Source organism: Streptomyces sp. NPDC058662, from assembly GCF_042716255.1.
Classification (GTDB): Bacteria; Actinomycetota; Actinomycetes; order Streptomycetales; family Streptomycetaceae; genus Streptomyces.
This window is the reverse complement of the sequence record NZ_JBHXRU010000032.1, coordinates 10041-25581: the sequence shown is the minus strand read 5'-3', so window position 1 is coordinate 25581 and position 15541 is coordinate 10041. Positions and strand designations below refer to the sequence as shown.

General features: G+C 74.2%; 10 protein-coding genes, 1 tRNA gene and 1 pseudogene. 6 read left to right on the top strand and 6 right to left on the bottom strand.

What is annotated here, in order from left to right:
- Positions 1-9: 9 nt before the first annotated feature.
- The 3 genes from ACFWUQ_RS14410 to ACFWUQ_RS14400 form a co-directional block, all read right to left on the bottom strand.
- The gene (locus ACFWUQ_RS14410) at positions 10-1272 is read right to left on the bottom strand and encodes an ABC transporter substrate-binding protein (protein WP_384537520.1); all 1263 of its coding nucleotides are present in this window, start codon (positions 1270-1272) and stop codon (positions 10-12) included.
- A 178-nt stretch (positions 1273-1450) separates the two neighbouring features.
- Positions 1451-3274, bottom strand: coding sequence for an AMP-dependent synthetase/ligase (locus ACFWUQ_RS14405; RefSeq protein ID WP_384537517.1), 1824 nt, complete (start codon positions 3272-3274; stop codon positions 1451-1453).
- A 254-nt stretch (positions 3275-3528) separates the two neighbouring features.
- Entirely contained in the window at positions 3529-4389 is an 861-nt protein-coding gene (locus ACFWUQ_RS14400; protein ID WP_384537514.1) for a LysR substrate-binding domain-containing protein, read from the bottom strand.
- Between the two features lie 248 nt (positions 4390-4637).
- Between ACFWUQ_RS14400 and ACFWUQ_RS14395 the strand changes: the two genes are divergently transcribed.
- Together ACFWUQ_RS14395 and ACFWUQ_RS14390 are read left to right on the top strand one after the other, a co-directional pair.
- Positions 4638-5672, top strand: coding sequence for a bile acid:sodium symporter family protein (locus ACFWUQ_RS14395; protein WP_384537511.1), 1035 nt, complete (start codon positions 4638-4640; stop codon positions 5670-5672).
- A 9-nt stretch (positions 5673-5681) separates the two neighbouring features.
- Positions 5682-6113, top strand: a complete 432-nt coding sequence (locus tag ACFWUQ_RS14390) for a (2Fe-2S) ferredoxin domain-containing protein (RefSeq protein WP_384537508.1) — start codon at positions 5682-5684, stop codon at positions 6111-6113.
- Positions 6114-6228: 115 nt separating this feature from the next.
- On the opposite strand, the gene fdhD is transcribed toward ACFWUQ_RS14390, so the two are convergent.
- Positions 6229-7056 (bottom strand): formate dehydrogenase accessory sulfurtransferase FdhD, encoded by an 828-nt coding sequence (gene fdhD, locus ACFWUQ_RS14385; RefSeq protein WP_384537505.1) that lies wholly within the window; start codon positions 7054-7056, stop codon positions 6229-6231.
- 206 nt (positions 7057-7262) lie between these two features.
- Here fdhD and ACFWUQ_RS14380 point away from each other — a divergent pair, with 206 nt between their 5' ends.
- Both ACFWUQ_RS14380 and ACFWUQ_RS14375 read left to right on the top strand, forming a co-directional pair.
- A complete protein-coding gene (locus ACFWUQ_RS14380) occupies positions 7263-8204 on the top strand; it encodes a beta-ketoacyl-ACP synthase III (RefSeq protein ID WP_384537502.1) in 942 nt (313 codons plus the stop codon).
- Between the two features lie 181 nt (positions 8205-8385).
- A tRNA-Leu gene (locus ACFWUQ_RS14375) sits at positions 8386-8473 on the top strand.
- A 442-nt stretch (positions 8474-8915) separates the two neighbouring features.
- Here the strand turns inward: ACFWUQ_RS14375 and ACFWUQ_RS14370 are convergent.
- Positions 8916-9635 (bottom strand): annotated as a pseudogene (locus ACFWUQ_RS14370) (IclR family transcriptional regulator C-terminal domain-containing protein); the annotation flags it as partial.
- 806 nt (positions 9636-10441) lie between these two features.
- On the bottom strand, positions 10442-11035 hold the full coding sequence (locus ACFWUQ_RS14365; protein WP_384537499.1) for a sigma factor-like helix-turn-helix DNA-binding protein: 594 nt from the start codon (positions 11033-11035) through the stop codon (positions 10442-10444).
- A 214-nt stretch (positions 11036-11249) separates the two neighbouring features.
- Here ACFWUQ_RS14365 and ACFWUQ_RS14360 point away from each other — a divergent pair, with 214 nt between their 5' ends.
- Positions 11250-13556, top strand: a complete 2307-nt coding sequence (locus tag ACFWUQ_RS14360) for a hypothetical protein (RefSeq protein ID WP_384537496.1) — start codon at positions 11250-11252, stop codon at positions 13554-13556.
- Between the two features lie 146 nt (positions 13557-13702).
- A complete protein-coding gene (gene metG, locus ACFWUQ_RS14355; protein WP_384537493.1) occupies positions 13703-15418 on the top strand; it encodes a methionine--tRNA ligase in 1716 nt (571 codons plus the stop codon).
- Positions 15419-15541: the final 123 nt, after the last annotated feature.

Sequence of the window (15541 nt, the reverse complement as noted above, 5' to 3'; positions counted from 1 at the left end):
GCCGCGCGCCTATGTGAAGGGGACGGGTTCGTAGCACGTGAACGGGACGGACACCTCGTACGCGCCGTTGCGCAGCTGGACGAGCGCCCCGCAACCGAAGCTCTCCTTCTGCCCCTTGGGCTCCGCCCGGTCGCCGACGAGGGTGCCGGTGTCCGAGAAGCCCTGCGCGGCGGCCTGGAAGGACTCGACGGTCAGGTCCTCGCCGGCTCTCTGCGCGATCGAGACGAAGAGGTCGGCCGACATGTAGCCGGTCACCATATGCATACTCAGAGGTACATCCCGCCCGTCCGCCGCGGCCTTGATGTCGGCCTTGAACTGCGCCATCTTCGGGTGGTCCGACTCGAACGGCGCGAACTGGAGCAGGACGTGGACCCCGTCCAGGGCCTGCCTGGTGGCGTCCTTCGCGAGCAGTCCCGGGTCGTAGTCGGTGGGGTCGGAGAGCAGCCCCTGGTAGCCGCTGCGCTTGAGGGCGGTGAAGAGTCCGATGTTGCTGGGCGTCTGCATCACCGAGACGACCGCGTCCGGCGCCTTCCCGCCGTTGCTGGAGAGGATCTCCTTCACGTACGCGGACCAGTCGCTCGGAACGGCCGTGCCGGGTACGGAGGCCTTGGCGTAGGAGACCGTGAAGCCCGCGCCGGCGAAGCCCTGCTGGAAGGTCCGGACGGCGAACTTCCCGGCGTCGCTGTCGTTGGCGATGACCGCGACGGACTTGCCGCGCGCGCCGCCCAGGATGCGGGCGATGCCCTCGGGCCAGGTCTGGTTGAGCGTGCCGCCGGGGGTGGGGACGAGGCAGCCGTTGAAGCCGTAGATGTGCTTGGGCCCGCAGAAGGAGGGCAGGGTTCCCCAGCCGAAGGTGGGCACCTTCTCCTGCTCCAGGAAGTCGGCGCCGGAGAAGGTCACCGAGCTCATGGGGGAGACGGCGAAGACCTGGTCCTGCTGGACGAGTTTGCGGGCGGCGGCGAGGTTCTTGGCCGGATCCTGGCCGTCGTCCTCGGCGCCGAGGTAGTCGATTCTCCGGCCGTGGATCCCGCCCTCGGCGTTGGCCCTCAGGCGGGCTCGGGCCCCGAGGTCGGTGTCCTTCTTGCTGTAGCCGCTCGCGCTCGTCATCGACACGATGCCGCCGACCTTGATGGCGGTGGAGCTCACGCCCCGGGCGTTCCCAAAACCGCCTCCGGCCTTCCCGGGCGCGGTCCGGTCGGAGGCGGAGTTGCAGGCGGAGACGAGCGCGAGGGCCGCCGCCGCGGCGGCCAGGGTGCGGATCGGTCGCGACATGGTGGAGACCCCTCCGGTCGGAATCCCCGCATTCTGTGCGTGACCTGACGGATCGTCAATATAACGGGAGGAGTTTAATGACGAACCGTCAGATCAGTGTGAGGGCCGGTCGGCGGGATCGGGGAAGGGAGCGGGGCGGGCGGTGGGGAAGGGGAGGGGAAGGAGGCGGGGGCGGGGCTCAGGACTGGTACAGGGCCGCCACTTCCCGCGCGTACGCCTTCTCGATCGCCCGGCGCTTGAGCTTCAAGGACGGCGTCAGCAGTCCCCGCTCCTCGGTGAACTCCTCTCCCAGCACCCGGAACGTGCGGATCGCCTCCGCCTGCGAGACCAGGGTGTTGGCGGCCACCACCGCCCGCCGGACCTCCGCCGTCAGATCCGCGTCGTCCACCAGGGCCGCCGCCGGGAGCTGCGGGCGCCCGCGCAGCGACAGCCAGTGCGCGATCCCCTCCATGTCCAGGGTGAGCAGGGCCGCGATGTACGGCCGGTCGTTGCCCACCAGTACGCACTGGGACACCAGCGGGTGCGAACGCACCCGTTCCTCCAGGGCGACCGGGGAGACGCTCTTCCCGTTGGAGGTCACGAGGATCTCCTTCTTCCGCCCGGTGATGACGAGGTAGCCGTCCTCGTCCAGCCGCCCCAGGTCCCCGGTCGCCAGCCAGCCGCCCCGCAGCACCTCCCCGGTGGCGCGGGGATCGCCCAGGTACCCGGAGAAGATGTGGCCGCCGTGCAGCCACACCTCCCCGTCGTCCGCGATGTGCACCGAACTGCCCGGGATCGGCAGGCCCACCGTGCCGTACTTCGTCGCCCCCGGCGGGTTCGCGGTCGCCGCCGCGCACGACTCGGTCAGCCCGTACCCCTCGAACACCGTGATCCCGGCGCCGTCGAAGAACAGCCCGAGGCGGCGCGACATCGCCGACCCGCCCGACATGGCGTGGCGCACCCGGCCGCCCATCGCCTCGCGCACCTTCCCGTACACCAGCTTCTCGAAGAACTGGTGCTCCATCCGCAGCCCCGCCGAGGGGCCCGGCCCGGTACCGAAGGCCTTCTGCTCCCGCGCCTCCGCGTACCGAACGGCCGTCTCCACCGCCCGGTCGAAGGGGCCGACGCGGCCGTCCGCCTCCGCCTTGCGGCGCGCGGCCGCGAACACCTTCTCGAAGACGTACGGGACCCCGAGCACGAACGTCGGCCGAAAGGCGGCCAGATCCGGCAGCAACTCGGCCGTCGCCAGCACCGGCTGGTGCCCCAGCTTGACCCGCGCCCGTACGGCGGCCACCTCCACCATCCGGCCGAACACGTGCGCCAGCGGGAGGAAGAGCAGCGTGGACGGCTGCTCGCCGGGCCCGGCCTGGAAGACGGACTCCCACCGGGCCACCATGGTGTCGGCCTCGTACATGAAGTTCGCGTGCGTCAGCACGCAGCCCTTGGGCCGCCCCGTGGTCCCGGAGGTGTAGATGACGGTGGCGGTCGCGTCGGGCGTCACGGCCGCGCGGTGGCGGTGCACCACGTCCTCGGCGACGCCGAGCCCGTCGGCGACGAGGGCGTCCACGGCCCCGGCGTCGAGCTGCCACAGGCGCCGCAGGGAGGGGAGGCGGTCGATGACCGAACCCACCGTCATGGCCTGGTCCTCGTTCTCCACCACGCAGGCCGTGCACCCGGAGTCGTGGAGGATCCAGTGGACCTGCTCGGTGGAGGAGGTCGGGTAGACGGGTACGGGCTGCGCGCCCACCGCCCACAGGGCGAAGTCGAAGAGCGTCCACTCGTACCGGGTACGGGACATGATGGCGACCCGGTCCCCGAACCGCACTCCCTGGGCCAGCAGGCCCTTGGCGAGCGCCAGCACCTCGGCGGCTAGCTCGCCCGAGGTCACGTCCCGCCAGCGGCCGTCGGTCTTCCGCCCGAGGACGACCCGGTCCGGGTCGGTCCGGGCGTGCAGGAAGACGGTGTCGGCCAGCCCGCCGACGGGCGCGCCCGTGACGACCGGCGGGACGGTGATCTCGCGCAAGACCCGCTCCTCTCCACGGCAGGGCGGCGACGCTATCCCACCGACCCGGCCGCCCGTCACCCCTTCGGAAACCTCCACAAGATCCCCCCGCCGGTACAGCCCGGTGACCTGCCACTTCGCCCGGGATTCGGGGGCCGGGGCGCGCCGCCGGCCGTCGGGCGGGGCCCGGGGGTCAGGGGTGCGGGCCGCCGGCCGTCGGGAGGGGCCCGGGGATCATGGGGGCGCGCCGCCGGCCGTCGGAAGGGGCCCGGTGGTCAGGGGTGCGGGCCGCCGGCCGTCAGGCGGTCCGCGCCCGAGAGGATCGCCGCCGCCAGGGCTTCCGCCGCCGCTCCGCCCTGCGCGCCCCTGAGCAGGGCGAACTCCACCGACCCCAGCTCCGGGAGCCCTCCCACACGGACCAGGCCGGGCGGGATCAGCCCCCGGGTGTGGGCCATCACGCCCAATCCCGCCCGGGCAGCCGCGACCAGTCCGCTCAGGCTGCCGCTCGTACAGGCGATCCGCCACTCCCGCCCGGCGCGCTCCAGCACGTCCAGCGCGCGGGCCCGCGTGATCCCCGGCGGCGGGAAGACGATCAGCGGCACCGGCCGCTCCGGGTCGACCCGCACCCCCCGCGCCCCGATCCACACCATCCGGTCCCGCCAGACCAGGCGCCCCCGTTCGTCCCCCGGCCCCCGCCGCTTCGCCAGCACCAGGTCGAGCCGCCCCGCGTCCAGCCGCTCGTGCAGCGTCCCGGACAGCTCCACCGACAACTCCAGGTCCACCTCGGGGTGCTGGTGCCGGAAGCCCTCCAGGATCTCCGGCAGCCGCGTCAGTACGAAGTCCTCCGACGCCCCGAACCGCAACCGTCCCCGCAACCGGGTCCCCGCGAAGAAGGCCGCCGCCCGCTCGTGCGCCTCCAGGATCGTCCGCGCGAAACCCAGCAGCGCCTCGCCGTCCTCCGTCAGCGCCACGCTGTGCGTGTCCCGTACGAACAGCAGCCGGCCCGTCGCCTCCTCCAGCCGCCGCACGTGCTGGCTCACCGTGGACTGCCGTACGCCGATCCGCCCCGCGGCCTGCGTGAAGCTCAGCGTCTGGGCCACCGCCAGGAACGTGCGCAACTGCACGGGTTCGTACATGCCGCCCAGGCTAAGGCCCGGCCGGGAGCGGGCCCCACGTCCCTCCCCGCGAGCCGCCGGCCCGCCCGACGCGGCCTTCGGTCATCACGGAGCCCGATGGCAGTGAGTGCGGTGTGCGTGGTTCCCGATCACCGCTCCACCCCCGACCATGGGAGGTGGACGGGTGGCCGACCACCGGACCGGCCGCCGCCGCGCCGCCACCGACCCGACCCGCCCGCGGTCCCCGACAGCAAGTGAGCACCCCGCACATGCGCCGCCCGCTCCTCCCCGCCCGGCTGCCCCTGGACCCGTACGTACTGGCCCTGCTCGGTACCGTCGGGCTCGCCGCCCTGGTCCCGGCCCGCGGCCTCGCCGCGACCGTCGCCGGCGGCGCCTCCACCGCGGCCGTGGCCCTGCTCTTCTTCCTCTACGGAGCCCGGCTCTCCAGCCGCGAGGTCCTCGACGGCCTGCGCCACTGGCGGCTGCACGTGACCGTGCTGGCCTGCACGTTCCTGCTCTTCCCCCTCCTCGGCCTGGCCGCCGGCGCCCTGGTGCCCACCCTCCTCACCCCCGCGCTCCACAGCGGTCTCCTCTTCCTCTGCATGGTCCCCTCGACCATCCAGTCGTCCATCGCCTTCACCTCGATCGCCCGCGGCAACGTCCCTGCCGCCCTGTGCGCCGGATCCTTCTCCAGCCTCGCCGGGATCCTGCTCACCCCCCTCCTCGCCACCGCCCTCCTCGGCGGCGAGGCGGGCGGGTTCTCCTCCGACTCCCTGCTGCGGATCGGCCTCCAGCTCCTGCTGCCCTTCCTGCTCGGGCAGGTCCTGCGCCGCTGGGTGGGCGGCTTCCTCGGCCACCACAGGAAGGTCCTCGGCCGTGTCGACCGCGGCTCCATCCTGCTGGTGGTCTACGCCGCGTTCAGCGCGGGCATGGTCGCGGGCATCTGGCACCAGGTCAGCGTCCCGCGCCTCGGCGCCCTGCTGCTCGTCGAGGCCGTGCTCCTCGCCCTCATGCTCCTCGCCACCTGGTACGGCGCGAAGCGGCTCGGTTTCGACCGGGCGGACCGCGTCGCCGTCCAGTTCGCCGGGTCGAAGAAGAGCCTCGCCGCCGGACTGCCCATGGCCAGCGTGCTGTTCGGGGCCCAGGCCGGCCTCGCCGCCCTCCCGCTCATGCTGTTCCACCAGATGCAGCTGATGGTCTGCGCGGTTCTGGCCCGCCGCCACGCCGCGGATCCCGACGTCGCCCCCGACCGTGTGGCGGAGGTCTCGCCGCAGGTCCAACAGCCCGCGCCCCGGGCCCGGTAGCGTGCGGCGGTGACCTGGATACGCCCGCTCGCCGCCCGCGCCGAACGCCCCTGCACCCTGGTGGTGTGCCGCGGCTGCTGCTGCGGTGACCCCCGCAAGAATCCCGGCTCCGACCACGCCGGCCAGCTCGCCCGGCTGCGCGAGGCCGCCGCCGCCTCGGGGGGACGCCTGGCCGTCCGTACGAGCGAATGCCTCGGCCCCTGCGCCCAGGCGAACGTCATCGTGGTCCAGCCCACCAGCGAGGCCCGCCGCCGGGGTGCCCGCGCGGTGTGGTTCGGCTGGGCCCTGGACGACACCGCCACCGACGAGGTCATCGCCTGGGCCGCCACAGGCGGCCCCGGCAGCACCCCGGTCCCGGCGACCCTGGACCTCCACCGGATCGACCCGCCGCAAACCGACCCGGCCCCCGCCTCCGCGCGCCGCTCCCGCCGCGGCCGCTGACCGGCCCCGCCGCCCTGCGCCCCGGTGCGCCACCGCCCGCCGCCCGCCGCCCCGCCCCCCGATGCCGCTGCGGTCCGGGCGCACGGCGCCCCCGGGGCGGTCTCGCCCGCCTCCGCTACAGGGTGATCCGTTCCTCGCCCGCGTAGACGTTCATGTCCGGCCCGCGCAGGAACCCGACCAGCGTCAGCCCCGACTCCAGCGCCAGGTCCACCGCCAGCGACGAGGGCGCCGAGACGGCCGCGAGCACCGGGATGCCGGCCATCACCGCCTTCTGCGCGAGTTCGAAGGAGGCACGGCTCGACACCAGCAGGACCGTGCCCGCCAGCGGAAGGCGGCCGGCCTGGAACGCCCGCCCGATGATCTTGTCGACGGCGTTGTGCCGGCCCACGTCCTCCCGTACGTCGATCAGCTCGCCCTCCGCGGTGAACAGCCCGGCCGCGTGCAGCCCGCCCGTGCGGTCGAAGACCTTCTGCGCCGCCCGGAGCCGGTCCGGCAGCTTTCCGAGGAGCTCGGCGGGGACCCGTACCGGATCGGCGGCGATCCCCGGGAAGCGGGTCGCCGTACGGACGGCGTCGAGGCTCGCCTTGCCGCACAGGCCGCAGGACGAGGTGGTGTAGACGTTCCGTTCCAGCGTGATGTCGGGCACGGGAACCCCGGCCGCCAGCCGCACGTTGACGACGTTGTAGGTGTTCGAACCGTCCTCCGCCTGTCCCTCGCAGTAGGTGACGGCCTGGAGGTCGGTGGCGCGGGCCAGCACGCCCTCGCTGACGAGGAAGCCCACCGCCAGCGCGAAGTCGTCCCCCGGGGTGCGCATCGTGACGGCCAGCGGTTTGCCGTTCAGGCGTATCTCCAGCGGCTCCTCGGCCACCAGCGTGTCCGGACGGACCCCGACCTGGCCGTTCCGGATCCGCACGACGCGGCGACGCTCGGTAACCCGTCCCATGGTGATCAGCCCACCCCTTCGGTTCTCGTGCAGCACCCGACACGCTCATTGTCGCGGTTCCGCTTCGCACGGGGCCCTCGGCAGGTGGATCCTCGGGAATCTCCAAATTCCAGTGCCCGAATCCTGTGGGATCACGCGCACTCGTACCCACCGGTAGCAGGCAAAGCTGGTTGATCCTGACTTCCGTACGAGGGGGGACCCCGCCCATGACCGGTTCACGCGTGGTGGCGCTAGGGCACTACCAGCCCGCGAGAGTGCTCACCAACGAGGACCTCGCGGCGATGGTCGACACCACCGACGAGTGGATCCGATCCCGCGTCGGCATCAAGACCCGCCACATGGCGGGCCCGGACGAGCCGGTGGACGAGCTGGCCTACCAGGCGGCCGGCAAGGCCCTCGCCGGCGCCGGACTGACCCCGGACGACATCGACCTCGTCCTGGTGGCCACCTCCACCGCCATCGACCGGTCGCCCAACATGGCCGCCCGCGTCGCGGCCAAGCTCGGCATGGGCGGCGGCCCCGCCGTCATGGACCTCAACGTGGTCTGCTCGGGCTTCACGCACGCCCTCGCCACCGCCGACCACGCCATCCGGGCCGGATCCGCCACCCGCGCGCTGGTCATCGGCTCGGACAAGATGACCGAGATCACCGACTGGACGGACCGCAGCACCTGCGTCCTGACCGGGGACGGCGCGGGCGCCGCCGTGGTCGAGGCCTGCGAGGAGCCCGGCATCGGACCCGTGCTGTGGGGATCGGTGCCCGAGATGGGCCACGCGGTCCGGATCGAGGGCTCGCCCCCGGTCTTCGCGCAGGAGGGCCAGTCCGTCTACCGCTGGACCACCAGCCGCCTGCCGGCGCTCGCCCGCAAGGTCTGCGAGAAGGCCGGGATCACACCGGAGGACCTGGCCGGCGTCGTCCTGCACCAGGCCAACCTGCGGATCATCGAACCCCTCGCCGCCAAGATCGGCGCCGTGAACGCCGTGGTCGCCCGCGATGTGGTCGACTCCGGCAACACCTCGGCAGGCAGCATCCCGATGGCCCTGTCCAAACTGGTCCAGCGCGGGGAGATCCCCTCCGGAGCCCCGGTGCTCCTCTTCGGCTTCGGCGGCAACCTCTCGTACGCCGGCCAGGTCATCCGCTGCCCCTGACGGCACCCGGCCCGCACCGACGGCCACGGCGAGACGCTCCGTCCCGCCGTGGCCGTCGCCGTATGCCCGCAGGTCAGCACGGCGTGGCGGGGCGCTGAGCACCCCGATAAGTGGTCGGAGGCCCGCCGATCCTTTGCTATGGTTGTCCATGTCGCCGCGGGAAACCGGGGCCGACCACCTGGTCCGGGTGGCGGAATGGCAGACGCGCTAGCTTGAGGTGCTAGTGCCCTTTATCGGGCGTGGGGGTTCAAGTCCCCCCTCGGACACCACAACGAAAGCCCCCAGGGAACTGGGGGCTTTTCGCTGTCCCCGGTGTCTGTGACGGCGGCGGGGCCATGGCACCGGTCGGTACCCGGCCGGGGCCTCCGGGGCCCCGGCCGCTCAGGTGCGGAGGACCACCAGGCCGCTCGGGGTGGTCAGGGTGCCCGGGGCGACCGGGGTGAAGGTGTGGGGGAGCGACAGGCGGGGGGTCCCGGACTCCGGGACGGCGTCGAAGAGGTAGGCGGCGGCGGCCATGGTGTCGCTGACCAGGTGCGGGCCTCCCGGAGAGGCGGCCGCGCCGGTCAGGCGGGTGCGGAACAGGCGGCGCAGGTACCGCAGCGTCTCCGGGGTGACGGGGATCCGCGGCTCGGGGGGTTCCGGCACGGGATCGGGGTCCGCGCCGGGGGAGGCAGGCTCCGCCTGCGGGGCGTCCGGGGGGATCGCACCTGTCAGCAGGAGCGCGAGGAGGACCGGTACCGCCTTGCGGCGCAGGGACGCGGTCGCCGAGCGGAGCCGGTGGGCGTGGGCCGCCGGGAGGGACAGCGCCAGGCTCCCGGCCGCGTCGCCGATCGTGATCGGCACCGCCGCGCAGACGACTCCCGGCGAGTACTCCAGCAGGTCGAAGACCGGGGCGCCGGGGGCCACCGCGTCCAGCGCGGTGAACAGGGCCCGGCTGTCGGTGATGGTCTGCGGAGTGAGCCGCGCGGGACGGTGCCGCGCCACGTGGTCGGCGCGGCCGTCGTGGTCGAGCTGGGTCAGCAGGCACTTGCCCACCGCGCTCGCGTGCGCGGCCGCCCGGAAGTCCACCCACTCGCGCACCGGGGGCGTCGCCGGACCGTCCGCCATCTGCGTGATCCGGACCTCGCCCTCCGCGTACCGGCTGAGGTACACGGCGGCGCCCGCGCTGTCCCGCGCCAGTGCCAGGGTGCGCTGGAGCTGCCGTGACAGGCCCTGCCCACCGGGCGCGGCGAGCCGGTCGAGGGCCGGCCCGGGCGCGAACACGCCGGCGCCCGGGCGGTAGGCGTACTCCTCCTCGCACAGCATGGCCAGCAGCGGGCGCAGGGCGGCCTCGGTCAGCCCGCTCTCCCGGCCGAGCCGGCCGACCCGTACGCCCAACGGGTGCCGTTCCAGGACCTGTACGACGGCCAGCGCCCGGCGCGCCTCCGCCAGCGCCGCACCGGTGCCCGCCTGGACGGAGGTGCCGCGGGCGGCGGCCGTGAGCGCCGGGTGGCGCAGCGGGCCGGCGGCCGGCGGGGGCTCCACCGGCGCGGCCACCCGCACGGTGACGGGCGGGGGCGGCAGGAACGCGGCCACCACCGAGGACAGTCCCGGCCGGGGAAGCGGTACCGGGCCCAGATCAGGATCGTCGCACTGGTCGACGTAGCGCAGGACGGCCGCTTGCGCGCACAGCCGCACCTCCCGGAAGTCCCTGCGCCCGCCCGGCCTGAACCCGCGGCGGCCCAGCTCGCGCGCCCAGAACCGGGCGTCGTGGTGCTCGCCGCGCCGGGAGTGGTCGAGGAAGAGGCAGTACGCGGCCGCGGAGGTCCGGGAGCTGCCCGAACCGGCCGCGAACTGCCACCAGAACCGCGCGCCCTCGCGGAGCCCGGCGAGGTGGAGCAGGCAGCCGAAGACGGCCGCGCCGACCAGGTCGGTGCGCCCGTCGGCGACGAAGGAGTCGAGCTGCGCCCCCGCCTTCGGCGCGCACACGGCGGCCAGGCAGGCGGCCTTGAGGTCGCGCCGGGCCCGTTCCGCGTCGAGGGGGCACTCCCGGGCGGGGTCGCTCCAGCCGTACGCGGCGCGGCGCCTGGTGCGGTGCCCGGGCACGGGCGAGTGCCGCGTGGCGCGCAGCAGCCGGGCCTCGGCCGCGCCGAGGTCGTAGTACGGGTAGCGGTCGCGGACGACCGCCCGGGCCAGGAAGTCGGCCAGGGAGCGGGAGGTGCCGTCGTCGTCCCGCCGCTCGTGCCCCTCGTACCGCCTCATGACTCGGCGGACGTGTCGAGCAGGCGGGCGAGTCGGCGGTGGGCCTGGCCGAGCTGCGAGCGGACGGTCCCCTCGTCGACGCCCATCACGGCGGCGGCCTCGCCGGGGGTGCACTGGAGGCCGTACCGCAGCAGCACCGCGTCGCGCTGCCGCTCGACGAGCCGGGACACGGCGGAGTAGAAGCGGATGGTGTCGGTCAGCACCTCGTACTGATCGGCGTGGGCTTCCTTGAGCGCGGCCTCGAAGGCGCTGATGTCCATCGGCTCGGGCCACGGGCTGCGCCGGTGCTGACGGTCCACCAGGCAGAGTTTGAGGACGGTCCACGCGTAGGCGTCGAGGCGGTCCATGTGCAGCATGCGCGGCCACTCGTTCATGATCGAGTCGAAGGTGGCGTCCACCGCTTCCTCGGCAGCCGCGTCGGAACCCAGCTGCAGGTACGCGAAGCGCATGTACGCGGGCCGCCGGTTGGCGTGGAAGGCCCAGTACGACAGGCGCGACGTCGGATCCCACTGGCTCATGGGCGTCCGCCGCCGGTGCCGGCTCGGCAGCCCCACGGCTCCACCGGACTCCTCCGGACCACCATCGCTCACCGTTCCACCTCATCCCCTGGGCGCGTTGAACAGGAAAGCAGCGCGGGCGCACTCGGGGGGCGCAGAGAGGAAACCTGGAAGGATTACGGTCGGTGATGATCGACCTGTGATCAATGTCGATCGAGCAGGGGCTCAACCAGCGCATACGCATATGCCGCTCTCATGGGCGCGCGCACGGCGTGTGACCATCCCATGATTCCCTCGTTCGTCGGACGTGGCCACATCACACCGATCGGGCTCCGACCCCGGCTCCCACCCCCGCTCCGGCCCCGGTCCCGCCCGGGACCCCCGCTCCGGTACCGCCGCCACCGGCTCCGGTACCGCCGTCGAGCGGGCGGAGGCGGTCCTCGTCGAGAAGTACCCCCAACTGGTGCGCCTCGCCTACCTCACCCTCCCCGACACCCTCGGACGGCACGCCCGCGTCCTGCTCGCGCACCGGGCCGTGCAGCGCGCGCTTCCCCGCGCGGCGGCCACCGGTGCGGCAGCCGGCGCCGGGCCGGACGGCCCCGGCGGCCCGCTGGCCGAGGTCCGCGTACGCGTGCTCCGCGCCGCCCTGGCCCCGGCCGGGCGGATCCGCGCGAGCCTGGGCCGGATCGGCCGCCCGCCCGTCCCGCCCTTCGTCTGGGGGCTGCGGCTGTGGCCCCCGGCGGGCGGCATCGACGAGGCCGACCGGGTACTGGCGGGCACCCCCGGCCCCGTACGGGCCTCCTTCGCGCTGCACCGGCTCGACGGGGTGCCCGAGGAGGCCGTCGTACGGCTGCTGCGCGCCGCCGGGGCCGGCGACCCGGCGGACGCGGTGCGCGCGGCCCTCGCCGTCGCGGTGGACGAAACGCTCCTGCATGCCCTGCGCAACCCCGAGTTCGACGCCAGCGTGGTGAGCGCCCGGCCCTCCGACCTGCTGCGCCGGCGGCGCCGGGTGCGGGCCGGGTGGGCCGCGACCGCCGCGCTCGCCGTGGTGACCGGGGCGCTCGCTTCCGGCACCCCGGCGCCGGGACCCGTTCGGGCGCCCGCCGCCGGACCGGCCGCCGCCGGTGCCCTGGACCCCGCCCGGCTGGTCCGTGTCCCGGCCGAGGCCTGGGCCGACACGGCCCGGGTCGACTTCACGGCCTGGCCGGCCCGGGGCGGGCGCACCGCCGACGCGGCGCTGCTCGCGCGGGCCCTCGGCGCCTGGGCGGACCCGCCGGACGGCGTCCCGGTCACGGCCGCCCCCGGCGCCTCCACCGCACCGCCGGCGCACTCGCCGCGGCTGCTGTACGCGGGGGACGCCGACGGCCGCGCGGTGGTGCTGCTGGGCGAGGGCGACCGGGTGGTCCGCTACGCGGAGCCGGTGCGGGCCGAAGGCGCCGGGCGCGGGCGCGAGCTGCACTTCGCCCGGACCGACGAGGCGGGGGTCACCACCGCCGCCGCACTGGTCCTCACCCGGGCACCCGGCGGGGCGACCGCCCGGTACCTGCTCGCGCCGTGGATCGCCCGCGCCGGCACCCGCGACCTGCTCCGGGCCGGGGACGGGACCGCGCCGCTCGCCGTCGCCGCGGACGGGGTCACCGCGCCGGCCGAGGTTCCGCGTACCGGCGGGGCCTGCGCCACCAGTCCCGTACTGGAACTCACCTCCTCCCCCCGCATCGTCGAGAAGCACGCCTTCGTCCTCGCCGACCTGGGCGCGCTGTCCCCCGTCCACCTCACCCACACGCCGCTGCCCGACGAACCGGGGGCGGTGCCCGCCCGGCAGCCCCGCGAGGCCACTGGGCCGGCGGCGCGCGCCGCGTGGGCCGCTGCCGCGTGCCGGCTGGGGGAGTCCGGTGGCGGCGGGGTCCGCGCCGTCAACATCTGGGACTTCGCCGCCCCGGACCTGCCCGACGGCGGCGGCCGGGCCGTGTGGTCCTGTACGCGGGCCTCCGCCTGGGCGGGAACCGGGGACGTCCTGGTCCAGCTGCGCCCGCCCGCCGGTCCGGCGCAGGATGTGGTGCGCGTCCGGGACACGGCGGCGTGCGGGCGGTTCGGGCAGCACGTGCTCGCGGGCACGCGCTGGCGCTCCCCGGCCTGCCGTACGTACCTGCTCGCCGCCGGGAGCCGGGAGGTCACCGGTATCACGGCGACGGGCGCGGTCCGGGCGGAGGCGAACGGCCGGAGCCTGGTCGTGCCCGCCGGGCCGGCCGGCACCCCGGTCGCCCTCACCGGCCGCCTCGCCGGAGGCGGCCGGATCACGGCCCTCGACGGTGCGGACGGCGGCCGGGACCGACGTGCTCCGCCGGGGTCCGGACACGGGCGCCGCGGGCCCGCGACACAGGCACCGCCGCGGCCGGGTCCGGACCCCGGCGGAGCCCGGGACACTGGCACCGCCGGGGCCCGGGACACTGGCTCCACCGGGCCCGGACCCGTCGTCCGCCCCCGGACACCGGGGCGGGCCAACCCCGGGCACCGCGGCGGTCCGGCCCCCGCACGCCCGGCCGTCCGGCCCCCGGACGCCGGTCGGGGCGCCCTGTCGTCCGGCTGTAGCATGGGCCCATCGCGAGGGCCGTGACGGAGAGGTCACTGCCCTCGCTTTTGCGTTACCCCCACCCATGAACAAATGCGGCGCGTGGCCTTTCGGCGGTTCGATACGATGAACCGCACTCACACACCGTCACGCCACGCTGCACCGCAGCAGATGAAATGGAGCATCCGAGGATGGCTCGACACCTGATCACCAGCGCGCTTCCGTACATCAACGGGATCAAGCACCTGGGCAACATGGTCGGGTCGATGCTTCCGGCGGATGTGTACTCCCGGTACCTCCGCCAGCGCGGCCACGACGTCCTCTACATCTGCGCCACCGACGAGCACGGCACCCCCGCCGAACTCGCCGCGAAGGAAGCCGGCATCTCGGTCGCCGAGTTCTGCGCGCAGGCCCACGACGCCCAGAAGGCGGTTTACGACGGCTTCGCGCTGTCCTTCGACTACTTCGGCCGCAGTTCCTCGGCGCAGAACGCGGAGATCACCCAGCACTTCGCGCGCCGACTCCAGGAGAACGGCTTCATCGAGGAGCGCGCGATCCGGCAGGTGTACTCGCCCGCCGACGGCCGCTTCCTGCCGGACCGCTACGTCGAGGGCACCTGCCCGCACTGCGGTTACGACAAGGCCCGCGGCGACCAGTGCGAGAACTGCACCCGCGTCCTGGACCCCACGGACCTGATCGAGCCCCGCTCGGCCATCTCCGGCTCCACCGAGCTGGAGGTGCGCGAGACCAAGCACCTGTTCCTCCTCCAGTCCGCGCTCCAGCACGAGGTCGAGGCCTGGGTCGCGCGGCACGAGGAGGAGTGGCCGCAGCTCGCGTCCTCCATCGCCCGCAAGTGGCTGACCGAGGGCCTGCACGACCGCGCCATCACCCGTGACCTCGACTGGGGCGTCCCCGTCCCGGCCGACACCTGGCCCGAACTGGCCGCCGAGGGCAAGGTCTTCTACGTCTGGTTCGACGCGCCGATCGAGTACATCGCCGCGACCAAGGAGTGGGCGGACGCCGACCCGGCCGCCCGCGACTACAAGGCGTGGTGGTACGAGGCCGAGGACGTCCGCTACACCCAGTTCATGGCGAAGGACAACGTCCCCTTCCACACCGTGATGTTCCCGGCCACGGAGCTGGGCGTCCGCGAGCCGTGGAAGATGGTCGACTACGTCAAGGCCTTCAACTGGCTGACGTACTACGGCGGCAAGTTCTCCACCTCGCAGAAGCGCGGCGTCTTCACCGACCAGGCGCTGGAGATCCTCCCGGCCGACTACTGGCGCTACTTCCTCATCGCCAACGCGCCCGAGTCCGACGACTCGTCCTTCACGTGGGAGCACTTCACCGCGACGGTCAACAAGGACCTGGCCGACACTCTCGGCAACTTCGTCAACCGCGTGCTGTCCTTCTCCCGCAAGCGCTTCGGCGACGACGTGCCCGCGGGCAACGCCGCCGGAGAGGCGGAGGCCAGGCTGGGCGAGCAGATCGCCGAGCTGCTCGCCGAGTACGAGGGCCACATGGACACCCTCCAGTACCGCAAGGCCGCGGCGGCGCTGCGCGCCCTGTGGTCGGCCGGAAACTCCTACCTGGAGGAGAAGGCCCCCTGGCTGGAGATCAAGACGGACCCCGAGGCCGCGGCGCTCACCCTGCGCACGGCGATGAACCTCATCCACCTCTACTCGGTGGTGTCCGAGCCGTTCATCCCCGCCTCGGCGCGCGCCATGCGCTCCGCGTTCACGCTCGCCGGCGACACCGCGACGTGGGTGACCCCGGAGCAGGCCAAGGCGCTGGACGCGGTGCCGGCGGGTACGCCGTTCACGGTGCCGCCGGTGCTCTTCGCGAAGATCACCGACGAGGACCTGGAGTCCTACCGCGAGCGCTTCGGCGGTACGCCGCAGGCCTGACCTCTCCCGGCATGCCACCGAGGGGGGCGGCCCCCCGGGGGGGGGCCCCCCCCCCCGTACCGCCAGCCCCCGCCCCCGCCGGCCGGGGGCGGGAAAAGCCCCAGCGCCCCGAGGATGACCAGG

What these genes read in the sequence shown, in the direction of transcription:
- ACFWUQ_RS14400 (WP_384537514.1), bottom strand. Translation starts at nt 4,389, where the DNA reads ATGTACGAACCCGTGCAGTTGCGCACGTTCCTGGCGGTGGCCCAGACG.
- metG (WP_384537493.1), top strand. Translation starts at nt 13,703, where the DNA reads ATGGCTCGACACCTGATCACCAGCGCGCTTCCGTACATCAACGGGATC.
- ACFWUQ_RS14410 (WP_384537520.1), bottom strand. Translation starts at nt 1,272, where the DNA reads ATGTCGCGACCGATCCGCACCCTGGCCGCCGCGGCGGCGGCCCTCGCG.
- ACFWUQ_RS14380 (WP_384537502.1), top strand. Translation starts at nt 7,263, where the DNA reads ATGACCGGTTCACGCGTGGTGGCGCTAGGGCACTACCAGCCCGCGAGA.
- ACFWUQ_RS14395 (WP_384537511.1), top strand. Translation starts at nt 4,638, where the DNA reads ATGCGCCGCCCGCTCCTCCCCGCCCGGCTGCCCCTGGACCCGTACGTA.
- fdhD (WP_384537505.1), bottom strand. Translation starts at nt 7,056, where the DNA reads ATGGGACGGGTTACCGAGCGTCGCCGCGTCGTGCGGATCCGGAACGGC.